Source organism: Mesorhizobium sp. B2-3-6, from assembly GCF_006442305.1.
In the GTDB taxonomy this organism is placed as follows: domain Bacteria; phylum Pseudomonadota; class Alphaproteobacteria; order Rhizobiales; family Rhizobiaceae; genus Mesorhizobium.
In genome coordinates this window covers 521,326-534,967 of sequence record NZ_VFVW01000004.1, presented here as the reverse complement: position 1 = coordinate 534,967, position 13,642 = coordinate 521,326, and the positions used below count along the sequence as shown (strand labels likewise).

The following is a 13,642-nucleotide window of genomic DNA, read 5'->3' as shown; positions in this document are numbered from 1 at the left end:
GCACCGGGACAGAAGCCTACTCGGCCTGGCGCCCCATGCGCCGCGCGGCATAGCGTTCGACCGCCGACAACCCATCATAGATCAGCACGGCCAAGGCGGCGACGATCAGGCCGCCCTGCAAGATGAAAGCGAGATTGTTGGACAAGAGCCCGGCAATGATCACCTCGCCCAATGTCTTCGCTGCAACCGTCGAGCCGATGGTGGCGGTGGCCAGGCTGATAACCACCGACAGCCTTATGCCGCCGAGGATGACCGGCGCGCTGAGCGGCAATTCGACCTTCAGCAGCCTTTGCCAACCGGTCATGCCGGCACCGCGCGCCGCTTCCATGACATTGCCGGGCAACGTCGTCAGGCCGGTCAGCGCGTTCTCGAAGATCGGCAGCAGACCATAGAGGAACAATGCGATCAGCGTCGGCTTCTCGCCGAACCCGACCGCCGGCACGGCAAGCGCCAGCACCGCCACCGGCGGGAAAGTCTGACCGATATTGACCAGGCTGCGTGACAGCGGCAGGAATTCGGCGCCGGCAGGCCTGGTGACCAGGATGGCGAGCGCGACCGCCACGATGGTGGCGGCGAGCGTGGCGATCAGCACGGTGCGCAGGTGCAGCAGCATCAGCGTCAGCAAGCTGCCCTGATTGTAGATCACCGGCGCGCCGTTCTCGGTCAGCGGCTTGAGCAGCGGCTCGAACCAGCCGGGACTGGTGACGAAAGCGACCAGCAGCACCACCAGCGCAAGCCTGAGCAGCAACGGCAGCCAGGCTTTCATGCCGGCCTCGCCGCACGCTTCACCAAGCCGTCGACGGTAACGCGACCGAGCGGCTTGCCGTCGGCATCCTTGACCGGCAGCGCCGGGCGGCCGGACCAGAGAAGTTCGGCCAGCGCGTCGCGCTGGCTGGCGTCGCCAGGAATCGCCTCACCTTCCGCCGCGCCCTTTTCGACTGCGTCGCGCACGCGGCCGAGCGACAGCAGCCGGAACGGTTTTTCGCTGGCGCCCACCAGGGTCTCGACGAAGCCGCTGGCCGGCCTCGCCAGGATCTCCGCCGGCCTGGCATATTGTACCAGCTTGCCGGCATCCATGACGGCGATCTTGTCGCCCATATGCACGGCCTCTTCCATGTCGTGGGTGACGAGGATGATGGTGGTGCCGAAGCGCCTCTGGATCGCAAGAAGGTCTTCCTGCGCCTTGGTGCGGATTATGGGGTCAAGCGCGCCGAACGGCTCGTCCATCAACAGCACGTTGGGTTCGGCCGCGAGCGCGCGGGCGACGCCGACGCGCTGCTGCTGGCCGCCGGAGAGCTCGTGCGGGTAGCGCGGGCCGTAGGCCTGCGGGTCGAGCTGATAGAGCGTCATCAGTTCGTCGACGCGCGCCTTGATGCGATCCTTATCCCAGCCAAGCAGCACCGGCACGGTGGCTATGTTCTGCGCCACCGTTCGGTGCGGGAACAGGCCGTGGCCCTGGATGGCGTAGCCGATGCTGCGCCGCAGCTCGTAGCCGGGCACCGAGCGGTTGTCGGCGCCGTCGAGCTTGATGACGCCGGAAGTCGGCTCGACCAGCCGGTTGATCATGCGAAGCAGCGTCGTCTTGCCGGAGCCCGAGGTGCCGACGATGACGCAAAGGGTGCGGGGCTCTATGATCATCGAGACTTCATCGACCACCGTGATCGCATCGTAGCGCTTGGTAATGCCTTCGATCTCGATCATGCGGGGTCCGCCCTGCGCTTGGTTGAGGTCATTTCGATCACCGCGTCGAGAATGATGGCAGCAGCGAAGGCGAGCGCGACCGTCGGCACGGCGCCAAGCAGCACCAGGTCCATCGCGGTCTGGCCGACGCCCTGGAACACGAACACGCCGAAGCCGCCGCCGCCGATCAGGGCAGCGATGGTGGCGAGGCCGATGTTCTGCACAAGCACGATGCGGATGCCGGTGAGGATCACCGGGAAGGCCAGCGGAAACTCGACGCCGAACAGGCGTTGGCGATCGGTCATGCCCATGCCGCGCGCCGCGTCATTGGCGGCACGCGGCACACCGGCAAGGCCGACCACGGTATTGGCGACGACCGGCAGCAGCGAATAGAGGAACAGCGCCACGAACGCAGGTGCCGTTCCGATGCCGCGGATACCGAGCGCGGCCGCTCCCGGCACATGCGCCGCCACCCAGCCGAGCGGTGCGATCAGCAGGCCGAACAGCGCGATCGAGGGAATGGTCTGGACGATGTTGAGCACGTTGAGCACGCCGGCGCGCAGGCGCTCGACGCGATGGCACAGGATGCCAAGCGGCAGGCCCAGTATCACCGCCGCCGCCAGCGAACCAAGCGCCAGCGTGACATGTTTGGCGCCCTCGGCCCAGAAACTGTCGGCACGGTTGAAATATTCCTTGAGGATCGAAAGGCTGTCCCAGGATCCCGATATGAGCAGCAGCCCGATGGCGAGCGCGGCAACGACAAGCACGCCGACACGTGACCAGGGAGACAGGTTCATTCTCGTCAGCACGTCGGCCAGCAGGAGGGTAAAGGCAAAGATCAGCAGCCAAAACCCGGAGGCCGGCGAAACGCGCGCGAAGGTATTGCCTGCCGGGGTCAGGAATGTCCCGGTGACGCCGATCAACAGCGCGAGAGCCGCCAGCGTGATCACGCTGGCGGCAAGGCGCAGGACGAGCGGCGTTTTCAGCAGCGCGACAAGCGCGGCTGCGACAACGATGGCCAAAAGCAGCGGGCCGGCCATTGCCGGAAGTGCCTCTACGATCGAGCGCGCCTGGCCGGGCACGATGCGATTGGCGCGGAACGTGGCGAAGGGTGCTACGAAAGCCGCATAGGCAGCGATCGCAGCGATGACCACGCCGAGCTTGTCGAAGCGGAGGGTCATGGCTGCCCCTCAAAGGGGGAAATCTGCCACGAGGTACACAGTTGGCTGGCGACTGGCGAAAGCCGACGCGATTTCCGATCTCCCCCCTTGCGGGGGAGATGGCCGGCAGGCCAGAGGGGGGTGTGAAGGATCGCCAACTTTCGAGCGTCGGCTTGTTCGAAAACGGTCCTGTCCGAGCGCGCAGCTGTGACGAGTTGAGAGGTCGGCGGGACAGCACCCCCCTCTGTCCTGCCGGACATCTCCCCCGCAAGGGGGGAGATCGGCAGCTTCCAGAGGGGGGCGCCTCGCACCAGCATCACGGTCAGCTAAGCGCTGACTACTTCAAGAACCCATTCTTCTTCAAAAAGTCTTCCGCCACACCCTTGACCGGCTCACCGCCGACCTGGACCCGGCCGTTGAGTTCCTGCAGCGTGATGAGGTCGAGCTTGGCGAAGACCGGCTTCAACAACGTCTCGATCTCGGGATGCTCCTTCAGCACCGCCTCGCGGATGATCGGCGCCGGCTGGTAGACCGGCTGCACGCCCTTGTCGTCGTCGAGCACGACCAGCCCGGAGGGCGCGATGCCGCCGTCAGTGCCGTAGACCATGGCGGCGTTGGCGCCATTGGTCTGGTTGGCTGCCGCCGCGATGGTCGCGGCCGTGTCGCCGCCGGAGAGCGTGATCAACTGGTCAGGCTTCAACGTGAAGCCGTAGGTAGTCTGGAACGCCGGCAGGGCCGCGGCTGAATTGACGAACTCGGCCGAGGCCGCGAGCACCACCTTGCCGCCGCCGGCGACATATTTGCCGAAATCGGACAGGGTGGCGAGCTTGTTGGTTTCGGCCACCTCCTTGCGCAGTGCGATCGCCCAGGTGTTGTTGGCCGGCGACGGCGACAGCCAGACGATCTTGTTGGCGTCGTAATCGAGCTTCTTGGCCGTCTCATAGGCCTTGGCGGCGTCCTTCCAGACCGGGTCGTCGGCCTTCTCGAAGAAGAAGGCGGCATTGCCGGTGTATTCGGGATAGATGTCGATCTCGCCGGCGGTGATCGCCTTGCGCACTACCGGCGTGCCGCCGAGCTGGATGCGGTCAGTGGTCTTGATGTTGTTGGCGTTGAGGACGAGCTGGATGATATTGCCTAGCACGCCGCCCTCGGTGTCGATCTTTGAGGAAACAACCACCTGAGCATTCGCCGATGCCGCCGTGATGCCGAGCGCGAGCGCCGCGCCAGCCAGAAGCTTGATTGAAAACATTGTGAAAATCCCTTGCTGTGAACCGGAATTCGGTGCCGCATATGAGCACGGCTCCAACGTCTCGTCGGGGCACACGGTTTCATAACAAGTGGTACAGACGCAATATTTTTGTTCGGAAGGCCAATTGCGACGCGACGCTGGCGATCTGCTGCCATCTGGCGGATAATGCGGTGAGGGTGCGGGTGGCAAACACGGAGAGCGTGTCATGGCCATACACAAAGTCGGTTACCTCATCGGCAGTCTTGCCCGGGAATCCATCAACCGCAAGCTCGCGAAGGCGCTCGTTCAACTTGCCCCTCCCGAACTCGACATGACCGAAATCGCCTTCAAGGATCTGCCACTGTACAGCTACGACTATGACGCCGACTTCCCACCGGCAGCCCGGGATTTCAAAAAGGCGATCGCCTCCGTCCAGGCCGTATTGTTCGTCACCCCGGAGTACAACCGCTCGATCCCTGGTGGATTGAAGAACGCAATCGACTGGGCCAGTCGGCCCTACGGCAAGAATTCGTTCGCGCGCAAACCGTCGGCTGTCATCGGAACATCGCCGGGCGCCATCGCGACCGCCGTCGCCCAACAAAGCCTTCGAAGCGTTCTGAGTTTCTGCAATTCGCCCCAGATGAACGCGCCTGAAGCCTACATACAGTTCACGCCGGGGCTGATCACCGACGACGGCGAGGTGACGGTCGAATCCACTGAGGACTTCCTGCGCAACTACATGGCTGAGTTTCACATGTTCATAGCGCGAGTGCTTCAGGTTCTGCCGCCGGACGCATAGATTCAAATTGGGCGTCAAGCCAGACGCAAGCTCGCAATCCTCAGCGCGCCGAGCGCGACGAAGCATAGCACGGTGACGGGAAAGATCATCCAGTTCAGCATGGTCCAGCCCCAGGCATTGTAGACCATGCCCGACATCAGCGAGGCGCAGGCCACGGAGCCGAACAGGACGAAGTCGTGGAACCCCTGCACCTTGCCCTTTTCGGAAGGCCGGTAGCTTGCCGCGACCATGGCCGTGGCGCCGATGAAGCCGAAATTCCAGCCGAGGCCGAGCAGGATCAGCGCCGTCCAGAATTGCCATAGCGCCAAGCCGGACAGCGCGACGACCGCACAGCCGATCAGCAGCAGGAGGCCGACCGCGACAATGCGTTCAGCACCGAAGCGATGGATCAGCGATCCGGTGAAGAAGCTCGGCCCGAACATTGCCATGACATGCCACGAAATGCCGAGCGTCGCATCGTCCTCCGACAGGCCGCAGCCGACCATGGCGAGCGGCGCGCCGGTCATGACGAAGCTCATCAGGGCATAGCTGCCGACCGCGCAGAAGAGTGCCGCGACGAAACGCGGCTGCGTGACGATCTCGGCCAAGGGCCGGGCATCGCTGCCGGCAATTTCCGTTCCGCCGGCGGCGGCCCTCGCCGGCAGGCGCAGCAATGACAGGATCGCCGCGCCGACGGCGGCTAGCACCAGGATGGATGCGAACGAACCGGCAAACATCACCGGTGCGAACAACTCGCGGGTGAAGATGACGATCTGCGGTCCGAGAATGGCGGTGATGATGCCGCCCGCCAGCACGAAGGAGATGGCGCGCGCCTTGAACTGCGGCGGCGCATTGTCGGCGGCGGCAAAGCGGAACTGCTGGACGAAGGCGCCACCGACACCGATCACCGTCAGGCCGAAGGCAAACAGCCAAAAACTGCCATGGAAGAGTGCCAGCGTCGCGACCAGACCGCCAAGCGCGGTGACGATCGTACCGGTCATGAAGCCGCCGCGCTGGCCCATGGCGCGGATGATGGCCGCCGCCGGCAGCGCACCGAGTGCCACGCCGAGATTGAAGCCGGTGATCGGCGCCGTCGCCAGCGACTTGTCCGGGCCGAGCAGATATTGACCGGCAAGCGCGCCCATGGAGATGGCGATGGGCGCTGCCGAACCGATGATCGCCTGCGAGGCGGCGAGGATCAACGCGGTGCGCCGCGCCTCCCTGGCCGCCTCGATGGCGACCGCCGTCATGAAGCGTCCTTGCCGCGTCCCTCGCCACGCACCCGACGGGAGACGCGATCGAGCACGGCGTTGACCAGCTTCGGCTCGTCTTCCTCGTAGAAAGCCTTGGCGATATCGACGTATTCGGAAACGATCACCGCCACCGGCACGTCTTCGCGCTTCATCAGTTCGTAGACACCGGCGCGCAGGATTGCGCGCAGTGTCGAATCGAGGCGCGACAGCGGCCAGTCATCGGTCAGCGCCTGGCGGATAACCGGATCGATGGTTTTCTGGTCCTCGACGACACCGGTGAGGATGGCGCGGAACCATTGGGCATCCGCCTCGCGGTAAAGCGCGCCATCGACTTCCTTGCCAAGGCGAAACGCTTCGTATTCGGCAGTGATCTCGAAGACGCCGCTGCCGGCGACATCCATCTGATAGAGGGCCTGCACGGCGGCAAGCCGCGCCGCGCCGCGCTTGTTGGCGTGGCGCACCGTGGGCTGTCCGGGCGAAGCGGGGTCGCTCACGATCGCGCTCCCAGTCGTTCCTTGAGCGCGATCATGGTCAGCGCCGCGCGCGCGGCAAAGCCACCCTTGTCGCCCTCCGAACGCTTGGCTCGCGTCCAGGCCTGTGCGTCGTTTTCCGTGGTCAGGATGCCGTTGCCGATACAGACCGAGTCCTGCACGGACAGGTCCATCAGTGCGCGGCTGGATTCATTGGCGACGATATCGAAGTGATAGGTGTCCCCGCGGACGACGGTGCCAAGCGCGACGAAGCCGTCATAGTTCATGCCGCCTTCCGCCGCGCCGTCCAGCGCGAAGGTAATGACGGCGGGAATTTCGAGCGAACCTGGAACGGTGACGACGTCGTAGGTCGCACCCGCTTCGTCAAGCGCGCTCGTTGCGCCTTCGAGCAGCGCGTCGGCAAGATCGTCGTGGAAGCGTGCCTCGATAACGAGAAGGTGGGCCTTCTTCTTCGGGCGAATGAACGCTTTGCCGTGTTGGGATGTGCCAGCCATAAATGTCTCCGGGATCGCCGGTGACTTAGGCCGAAGCCGGATTGATCGCAAGCACAAGATTGCCTCATTGGGACGGGGTACCGAGATCGGACAGTCTGTAGCGAGGCTTTGAGCCCAGGCAACAATGGCGTGGGCCACTACTCGGCCAGCATCTACATCGGCCACCCCAGCCGCGCTTGCACTTTGGAATTCCTGTTTTCCATCACCGCTAGTTCCTCATGAACAGCTCGGCGATGCTCAAAGCCCCTCTTTCGCCGCTTCCGCCAGGCGGGCCGCATAGCGGGCCATGGTGTCCATCTCGAGATTGACGCGGTCGCCGACCTGGCGCTCACCCCAGGTGGTGACGGTCAGCGAATGGTGGATCAGAAGCACGTCGAAGCGGGTGCCTTCCACCTTGTTGACGGTGAGCGAGGTACCGTCGAGCGCGACGGAGCCTTTCGGCGCGATGAACTTCGCCAGCCCGCGCGGCGCTTCCAGCGTGAAGCGAACGGCGTCGCCTTCATCCTTGCGCTCGACGATCTCGGCGGTACCGTCGACATGGCCCGACACGATGTGGCCGCCAAGCTCGTCGCCGATCTTCAACGCCCGCTCCAGATTGATCCGCGTGCCCGATTTCCAGCCCATCGCCGTCGTCAGCCGGAGCGCCTCCTCCCAGGCCTCGACTTCGAACCAGCGCGCGTTCGAGCCGCTGTCGGGCAAGGCCGTCACGGTAAGGCAAACGCCGCCGCATGATATCGAGGCGCCGATGGCGATGGTTTCGGGATCATAGGCGGTGTCGATACGCAATCCCACGCCTTCCCGCAGCGGCTTGACGGCCGCGACGGTACCTATGTCTGTAACAATGCCGGTAAACATCGGTGTTGATCCTAAAAGTCTCTTATCCACTCGGCGTAGCTGTCCTCGCCGAACCGCATCTCGCGCAGTTTGCGAAATCCCGCTGGGACATGGTTGGCATCGATGGGCGATGCAATGCCCCCCTTGCCGATCGCCTCCGGCCCCCGGAACAGCACGATGCGGTCGACCAGGCCTTCCGACAGGAAGGCGCTGGCCACCCTGGCTCCGCCTTCGACCAGCACGCTGGCCATGCCGAGCGCGGCAAGATCCTCGAGCAGTTCCGGCAGCGCCACGCCGCCTTCATGCGTCTCGGTGCCGATGAAACGCACGCCGGCGCGTTCGAGCGTTGCCCGCCGCAGAGGATCCGCTTCCAGACAAGCCGCGACGTAGAGCGGCACCCTGTCGACACCGGACACCAGTTTCGAAGTCTCAGGCAGCCTGATCTGCCTGTCGAGCACAATGCGCGCCGGCGACCGGTTCTCCAGTCCGGGCAAGCGCACCGTCAGCGCCGGGTCGTCCTCCAGCGCCGTGCCAATGCCGATCAGGATGGCATCGGCTTCGGCGCGCATTAGATAGACTTCACGGCGCGCAATGTCGCCTGTGATCGACACCTGCCCAACACCTTCCATGCCGATCTTGCCGTCGCTGGAAAGCGCTAGCTTGAGAGTCACTTCCGGCCGTTTCCTAAGCGATCGAATGAGATAGCCGGCCATCTGCTCGGCGGCCTCCGCCGCCAGGACATTCTCCACAACATCGACGCCCGCGGTGCGCAGGATCGCGTAGCCTTGGCCTGACACGCGCGGATCGGGGTCGCTGGCGGCGCCAACGACGCGCGCGATGCCGGCATTGACCAGAGCGTTGGCGCAAGGCGGCGTGCGTCCGTGATGCGCGCAAGGCTCCAGCGTGACGTAGGCGGTGGCGCCGCGCGCCAGTTCGCCCGCTTCGGCGAGCGCCTCGGTCTCGGCATGCGGGCGGCCGCCGACAGCGGTGACGCCGGTGCCGACAATCATCGGGCCCAAGCCATCGTCGCGCACGATGAGTGTACCAACGGAAGGATTGGTTGAGGTCCGGCCCGCATTCCTGCGCGACAGTCTGAGTGCGGCTGCCATGAAACGGCGGTCAAGGGCTGCCTGTCCGGCCTCGCTGTGTTCCGCCATGCTCAGCCAGCGTCCTCTTCGCTCTTGTCCTCGTCGCCTTTCAATTCCCCCAGCAGCTCATGGAAATCCTTGGCCTCGCGGAAATTGCGGTAGACCGAGGCGAAGCGGACGTAGGCGACGTCGTCGAGCGACTTCAGCGCTTCCATGACCAGCCGCCCAACCTCGCCCGAGGCCACTTCGGTCTCGCCGGAGCTTTCCAGCTGGCGCACGATGCCGGTCACGGCACGATCAATGCGCTCGGGATCGACATTGCGCTTGCGCACCGCGATCTCGACGGAGCGCAAGAGCTTGTCGCGGTCGAAAGGCACTTTTCGCCCCGACTTCTTGACCACGACGAGGTCGCGCAACTGCACGCGCTCGAAGGTGGTGAAACGGCCGCCGCAATCGGGGCAGACGCGACGCCTGCGGATCGCCGCGCCATCCTCGGCGGGGCGCGAATCCTTCACCTGCGTATCTTCGGACTGGCAATAGGGACAGCGCATTGAGAGCCTTGGGTTCACGAATCTGGTGAGGCGAAAAGGCTTAGAGCCTTTTGCCACGATGGCAAGGCACGCAGACCCTTTCGCGTCAGAGATAGCGAGCCGCGAGGCAGATTGCCAGCACCCGCCTTCGCGCGCTTGGCTAGGGTGCAACGTCCTTGGTCGGAAAGCCGCATGATGTGCCGAGGTTGCGGTAGGCTTTAGTGAAGCCGTCCATCGGAATGCTGGCGAAAGCCTCTTTGCCGAAAGCGACATCGAGCGAGGTGACTTTGCGCATGGCTCGCAAGAGCGCGAGACTGGTCTTGGGCTGGTTGTCGACCGTCCAGCTGGGACGGCCGTTCACGGCATCGTTCGAATAGACGGTGGCGGAAACCTTGACGCCAGGATCACCAAAAGTCGCGGCGATCTTCTTGCCAGTGGGCAGGTTCCGGTTGTCGACAATAAGCATGATGGCCGGGTAGGCGTCCGGCGGCATGGCGTCGCCGTTCGAGATCGACAGCGTCAGCGTGCCCGAATTGCCGCTGGCATCGAAAAAGGCAGTCGAAGCGGCGCAGGTCTTGCGCGCATCCTGCCCGGTGTCGAGCGTATCGACGATGGTTGTCCATCTGCCGAAGGTAGCGGTGGCGGGCACTTCAGGGGCGGTCTGCGCAAGGGCAGTCCCGGGCAATGTCAGGGAAACGGCCAGCAAGCCATGGGCGCCAAGGATGGCGGGACGGAAATTACGCATCGTCTGGTCTCCAGTTCGGCGCGTCGACCGATCGGGGGTCGGCGCGCCGCTGGCGGATAAGAGATGACGCGTGGCGCGAGGTCAACCGAGATAAGGGTAGAGCGGGAATCGATCGGTCAGCGCCACGACCTTGGCCTTGACCGCGGCCTCGACCGAGGCATTGCCCTCATCGGAATTGGCGGCCTTGAGGCCATCCAGCACCTCGGCGATCAGCTTGCCTATTTCGCGGAACTCGGCCTGGCCGAAGCCGCGCGTTGTGCCGGCGGGCGTGCCGAGCCGCACGCCGGAGGTGACGAAGGGCTTTTCCGGGTCGAAGGGGATGCCGTTCTTGTTGCAAGTGATGTTGGCGCGCCCAAGCGCTGCCTCGGCGCGCTTGCCGGTGGCATTCTTGGGGCGCAGGTCGACCAGCATCAGGTGGTTGTCGGTGCCGCCCGACACGATGTCGAGGCCAGTCTCCTGTAGGCTGGACGCCAGCGCCTTGGCGTTGGCGGCGACGCTCTCGGCATAGAGCTTGAAGCTCGGCTTCAGCGCCTCGCCGAAGGCAACCGCCTTGGCGGCGATGACATGCATCAGCGGTCCGCCCTGCAGGCCGGGGAACACCGCCGAGTTCATCTTCTTGGCGATCTCCTCGTCGTTGCACAGGATCATGCCGCCGCGCGGGCCGCGCAGCGACTTGTGCGTGGTGGTCGTCACCACATGGGCATGCGGCAGCGGCGAGGGATGCACGCCGCCGGCGACGAGGCCGGCGATGTGGGCCATATCAACCATGAGGTAGGCGCCGACCGCATCGGCGATCTCGCGAAAGCGCTTCCAGTCCCAGATGCGCGAATAGGCGGTGCCGCCGGCCAGGATCAGCTTCGGCTTCGTCTCATGCGCCGTCTTCTCGATGGCGTCCATGTCGAGCAGGTGGTCGTCCTTGCGCACGCCGTAGGACACGACCTTGAACCATTTGCCGCTCATGTTGACTGGCGAGCCGTGCGTCAAATGCCCGCCGGAATTGAGGTCGAGGCCCATGAAGGTGTCCCCCGGCTGCAAGAGAGCCAGGAACACCGCCTGGTTCATCTGGCTGCCGGAATTGGGCTGCACATTGGCGAAGTTGCAGCCGAACAGTTTTTTCGCGCGCTCGATCGCCAGCTCCTCGGCGACATCCACGAACTGGCAGCCGCCATAGTAGCGCTTGCCCGGATAACCCTCGGCGTATTTGTTGGTCATGATCGAACCCTGCGCTTCGAGCACGGCGCGCGAGACGATGTTCTCAGACGCGATCAGTTCGATCTCGTGGCGCTGGCGTCCGAGTTCGTTGCGGATCGCGCCGAAAATTTCCGGATCGGCATCTTCCAGCGTGGTTTCGAAGAAGGATTCGAATTTGTTCGACGCTGCCGCTGCTGTTGCCATGGCCTGAATTCCTTAGGTCCGGAGGTCGGTTTTGTCTTGCGCATGCCGTTGTCCCAAACCCCTGCACATTTTTGTGTGACAGGATTGGGTTCGCCGCGCCATTAACACAGTTGTTTTCGCCTCGCCACGTTTGCGGCGCGAAATTTGCTGGCCCGATTGCGGCAAGCAGAGCGGCGAACCGTTATTTCCTGTCGCGCCGCTGCTTCAGAAGAGCCTCGGTCAAGGTGATCTCGGAAAACAGCGCCCGCATCGTATGGTCATTGATCTCGCGGCTGAGAAACATGGCGCGTAGCGCGGCGCGCTCGGCTTCTATGCCGGCCGCCCTGAGTTCAAGCTCCAGACGGCTCGCCTCACGCGCCTCGGCACGCGCTTCGTCGGCCTCGTCGGAGGCGGCGATGCGGCGCCGGTAGCCGGCGACGATGCTGTCGGCAACGGCGAGCCGTGCCTCGACGGCCCCGCCCTCGCCTGCCTCATTGGCGATGCTCTCGATCCTGGCGATCGCCGCATTGGCTGCGCCGACCCGCGCCCGGCGCTCCTCGGCCGCTGCCGGGTCCTCGCCCGGTTCGACCAGCCCGCGAGCGATCTTCGGCAGCGCGAGGCTGGCGATGGCCAGCGAGCAGATGATGACCCCGGCGGCGAGGAAGATCACCACGTCGCGGGCCGGGAACGGCGAGCCGTCCTGCAAGGTGAGCGGCAGCGACAGGATACCGGCCAACGTGATCGCTCCGCGCACGCCGGCGACCGATCCGGCGAGCCGCACGCGCAGGCCGAACGGCTCGGCCTTTCGCTTGCCGAGCCGCGCCGCCATGGCGCCCGCCATGTCGCCGATCCATATCCACAGGAAACGCAGGCCGATCAGGCAAAGGGTCAGCAGCAGGACTGTCAGCACCGGCTCGATGATCCAGTGCCGGCTGGACAACTCCGGCGGCACCTTACGGATGATATCGGGAAATTGCAGGCCAAGCAGAATGAAGAGCGCGCCGTTGAAGACGAAGGACAGCGTCGACCACAGCGACATCGTCTGCATGCGCGCCGAGACACCGAGAAAGCGGAACATGCCGGAAACTCCGGTCAACAGGCCGGCGGTGACCGCCGCCAGGATGCCCGAGGCGCCGATATGCTCGGCGCCGAGATAGGAGACGAAAGGCACCAGGATCATGACCAGAACCTGCGCCTCCGCCGGCACGCCGCCGATGCGGTTGAGCAGTTGCAGCGCCTTGGCGGCAACGAACAGCGCCGCCATGCCGGCGAGGATGCCGGCAGCCACGGCATAGAGAAAGCTCAGCGAGGCCGCGGCAAAGGAAAAGCTGCCGGTCAATGCCGCCACCACGGCAAAGCGGAACATGACCAGACCCGACGCGTCGTTGAGCAGCGACTCGCCTTCCAATATGTGCATCAGCCGCGCCGGAACGATGTTCCTGTCGACTATGGAAGACACCGCCACCGCGTCGGTCGGCGACAGCACCGCGGCGAGCGCGAAAGCGACGACGAGCGGGATGCTGGGCACCAGCCAATGCAAGGCGTAGCCAAATCCGACGATGGTGAAGAAGACCAGTCCAATGGCAAGGTCGAGGATAGGGCCACGCAAGGCGACAAGCTCGCGTTTGGGCGCAGCAAAGGCATCGGCGAACAGAAGCGGCGGAATGAATACGAGCAGGAACAGTTCCGGATCGATCTCGACATGCAGCCCGCGCGCCGGCCAGGCCAGCGCAGCACCCATGGCGATCTGCAGCACCGGCAGCGGCACCCGCACCAGCCGCACCAATGCACCGGAAAGCGCCACCAGGACGAGCACGACGAGGATGAAGACGGCAACTTGCATGGTCCGATTCCGGCAGTTTTGCCGACCATGCGCAATCGCCCGCGCTTCGTCCAGCCGGAGCGCGCCTACGCAGAGTTGGAGGTCAGCGGCGGTGTGAACGGCCTAGCGGCGGCGACAGAAAAAGGCCGCTCAAGAGCGGCCTTT

General features: G+C 64.6%; 15 protein-coding genes. 1 reads left to right on the top strand and 14 read right to left on the bottom strand.

Features of this window, described 5'->3' with window-relative positions:
- Positions 1-16: 16 nt before the first annotated feature.
- The 5 genes from FJ953_RS15140 to FJ953_RS30485 all read right to left on the bottom strand — a co-directional run bounded on the left by FJ953_RS15140 (position 17) and on the right by FJ953_RS30485 (position 4,378).
- Entirely contained in the window at positions 17-766 is a 750-nt protein-coding gene (locus FJ953_RS15140; protein ID WP_140494023.1) for an ABC transporter permease, read from the bottom strand.
- Positions 763-1,701, bottom strand: coding sequence for an ABC transporter ATP-binding protein (locus FJ953_RS15135; RefSeq protein ID WP_140565206.1), 939 nt, complete (start codon positions 1,699-1,701; stop codon positions 763-765). Before FJ953_RS15135 ends, FJ953_RS15140 begins: the two co-directional genes overlap by 4 nt.
- Positions 1,698-2,861, bottom strand: coding sequence for an ABC transporter permease (locus FJ953_RS15130; RefSeq protein WP_140556991.1), 1,164 nt, complete (start codon positions 2,859-2,861; stop codon positions 1,698-1,700). Before FJ953_RS15130 ends, FJ953_RS15135 begins: the two co-directional genes overlap by 4 nt.
- Positions 2,862-3,177: 316 nt before the next feature.
- Positions 3,178-4,089 (bottom strand): ABC transporter substrate-binding protein, encoded by a 912-nt coding sequence (locus tag FJ953_RS15120; RefSeq protein WP_140494029.1) that lies wholly within the window; start codon positions 4,087-4,089, stop codon positions 3,178-3,180.
- Positions 4,090-4,168: 79 nt separating this feature from the next.
- Positions 4,169-4,378 carry a hypothetical protein gene (locus tag FJ953_RS30485; RefSeq protein ID WP_181165181.1) on the bottom strand — a complete coding sequence of 70 codons (210 nt, stop codon included), beginning with the start codon at positions 4,376-4,378 and terminating at the stop codon, positions 4,169-4,171.
- Between FJ953_RS30485 and FJ953_RS15115 the strand changes: the two genes are divergently transcribed.
- A complete protein-coding gene (locus FJ953_RS15115; protein ID WP_140494031.1) occupies positions 4,295-4,867 on the top strand; it encodes an NADPH-dependent FMN reductase in 573 nt (190 codons plus the stop codon). The two genes, FJ953_RS30485 and FJ953_RS15115, sit on opposite strands and share 84 nt — an antisense overlap.
- Before the next feature lie 14 nt (positions 4,868-4,881).
- Here FJ953_RS15115 and FJ953_RS15110 read toward each other — a convergent pair whose 3' ends face one another.
- The 9 genes from FJ953_RS15110 to FJ953_RS15070 all read right to left on the bottom strand — a co-directional run bounded on the left by FJ953_RS15110 (position 4,882) and on the right by FJ953_RS15070 (position 13,498).
- Positions 4,882-6,096 carry an MFS transporter gene (locus tag FJ953_RS15110; RefSeq protein WP_140494033.1) on the bottom strand — a complete coding sequence of 405 codons (1,215 nt, stop codon included), beginning with the start codon at positions 6,094-6,096 and terminating at the stop codon, positions 4,882-4,884.
- A complete protein-coding gene (gene nusB, locus FJ953_RS15105) occupies positions 6,093-6,593 on the bottom strand; it encodes a transcription antitermination factor NusB (RefSeq protein ID WP_140494035.1) in 501 nt (166 codons plus the stop codon). The genes FJ953_RS15110 and nusB overlap by 4 nt, the downstream gene beginning before the upstream one ends.
- Positions 6,590-7,084: a 6,7-dimethyl-8-ribityllumazine synthase gene (gene ribH / locus FJ953_RS15100; RefSeq protein ID WP_140494037.1), complete on the bottom strand. Its 495-nt coding sequence runs from the start codon at positions 7,082-7,084 to the stop codon at positions 6,590-6,592. The genes nusB and ribH overlap by 4 nt, the downstream gene beginning before the upstream one ends.
- Before the next feature lie 237 nt (positions 7,085-7,321).
- Positions 7,322-7,939, bottom strand: coding sequence for a riboflavin synthase (locus FJ953_RS15095; protein WP_140624651.1), 618 nt, complete (start codon positions 7,937-7,939; stop codon positions 7,322-7,324).
- A gap of 11 nt (positions 7,940-7,950) precedes the next feature.
- A complete protein-coding gene (gene ribD / locus FJ953_RS15090) occupies positions 7,951-9,081 on the bottom strand; it encodes a bifunctional diaminohydroxyphosphoribosylaminopyrimidine deaminase/5-amino-6-(5-phosphoribosylamino)uracil reductase RibD (protein WP_181171634.1) in 1,131 nt (376 codons plus the stop codon).
- Entirely contained in the window at positions 9,078-9,557 is a 480-nt protein-coding gene (gene nrdR, locus FJ953_RS15085) for a transcriptional regulator NrdR (protein ID WP_010915593.1), read from the bottom strand. Before nrdR ends, ribD begins: the two co-directional genes overlap by 4 nt.
- A gap of 139 nt (positions 9,558-9,696) precedes the next feature.
- Positions 9,697-10,281 carry a hypothetical protein gene (locus FJ953_RS15080; RefSeq protein ID WP_140494043.1) on the bottom strand — a complete coding sequence of 195 codons (585 nt, stop codon included), beginning with the start codon at positions 10,279-10,281 and terminating at the stop codon, positions 9,697-9,699.
- Positions 10,282-10,362: 81 nt separating this feature from the next.
- The gene (gene glyA / locus FJ953_RS15075; protein ID WP_140494046.1) at positions 10,363-11,676 is read right to left on the bottom strand and encodes a serine hydroxymethyltransferase; all 1,314 of its coding nucleotides are present in this window, start codon (positions 11,674-11,676) and stop codon (positions 10,363-10,365) included.
- A gap of 181 nt (positions 11,677-11,857) precedes the next feature.
- The gene (locus tag FJ953_RS15070) at positions 11,858-13,498 is read right to left on the bottom strand and encodes a Na+/H+ antiporter (protein ID WP_140494048.1); all 1,641 of its coding nucleotides are present in this window, start codon (positions 13,496-13,498) and stop codon (positions 11,858-11,860) included.
- Positions 13,499-13,642: the final 144 nt, after the last annotated feature.

Bases quoted from the DNA above. Each gene is read 5' to 3' on its own strand.
- FJ953_RS15070 (WP_140494048.1), bottom strand. From the start codon at position 13,498: ATGCAAGTTGCCGTCTTCATCCTCGTCGTGCTCGTCCTGGTGGCGCTT.
- FJ953_RS15140 (WP_140494023.1), bottom strand. From the start codon at position 766: ATGAAAGCCTGGCTGCCGTTGCTGCTCAGGCTTGCGCTGGTGGTGCTG.
- FJ953_RS15135 (WP_140565206.1), bottom strand. From the start codon at position 1,701: ATGATCGAGATCGAAGGCATTACCAAGCGCTACGATGCGATCACGGTG.
- FJ953_RS15095 (WP_140624651.1), bottom strand. From the start codon at position 7,939: ATGTTTACCGGCATTGTTACAGACATAGGTACCGTCGCGGCCGTCAAG.
- FJ953_RS15080 (WP_140494043.1), bottom strand. From the start codon at position 10,281: ATGCGTAATTTCCGTCCCGCCATCCTTGGCGCCCATGGCTTGCTGGCC.
- FJ953_RS15115 (WP_140494031.1), top strand. From the start codon at position 4,295: ATGGCCATACACAAAGTCGGTTACCTCATCGGCAGTCTTGCCCGGGAA.
- nrdR (WP_010915593.1), bottom strand. From the start codon at position 9,557: ATGCGCTGTCCCTATTGCCAGTCCGAAGATACGCAGGTGAAGGATTCG.
- ribH (WP_140494037.1), bottom strand. From the start codon at position 7,084: ATGGCTGGCACATCCCAACACGGCAAAGCGTTCATTCGCCCGAAGAAG.
- glyA (WP_140494046.1), bottom strand. From the start codon at position 11,676: ATGGCAACAGCAGCGGCAGCGTCGAACAAATTCGAATCCTTCTTCGAA.
- FJ953_RS15130 (WP_140556991.1), bottom strand. From the start codon at position 2,861: ATGACCCTCCGCTTCGACAAGCTCGGCGTGGTCATCGCTGCGATCGCT.
- FJ953_RS15120 (WP_140494029.1), bottom strand. From the start codon at position 4,089: ATGTTTTCAATCAAGCTTCTGGCTGGCGCGGCGCTCGCGCTCGGCATC.
- FJ953_RS15110 (WP_140494033.1), bottom strand. From the start codon at position 6,096: ATGACGGCGGTCGCCATCGAGGCGGCCAGGGAGGCGCGGCGCACCGCG.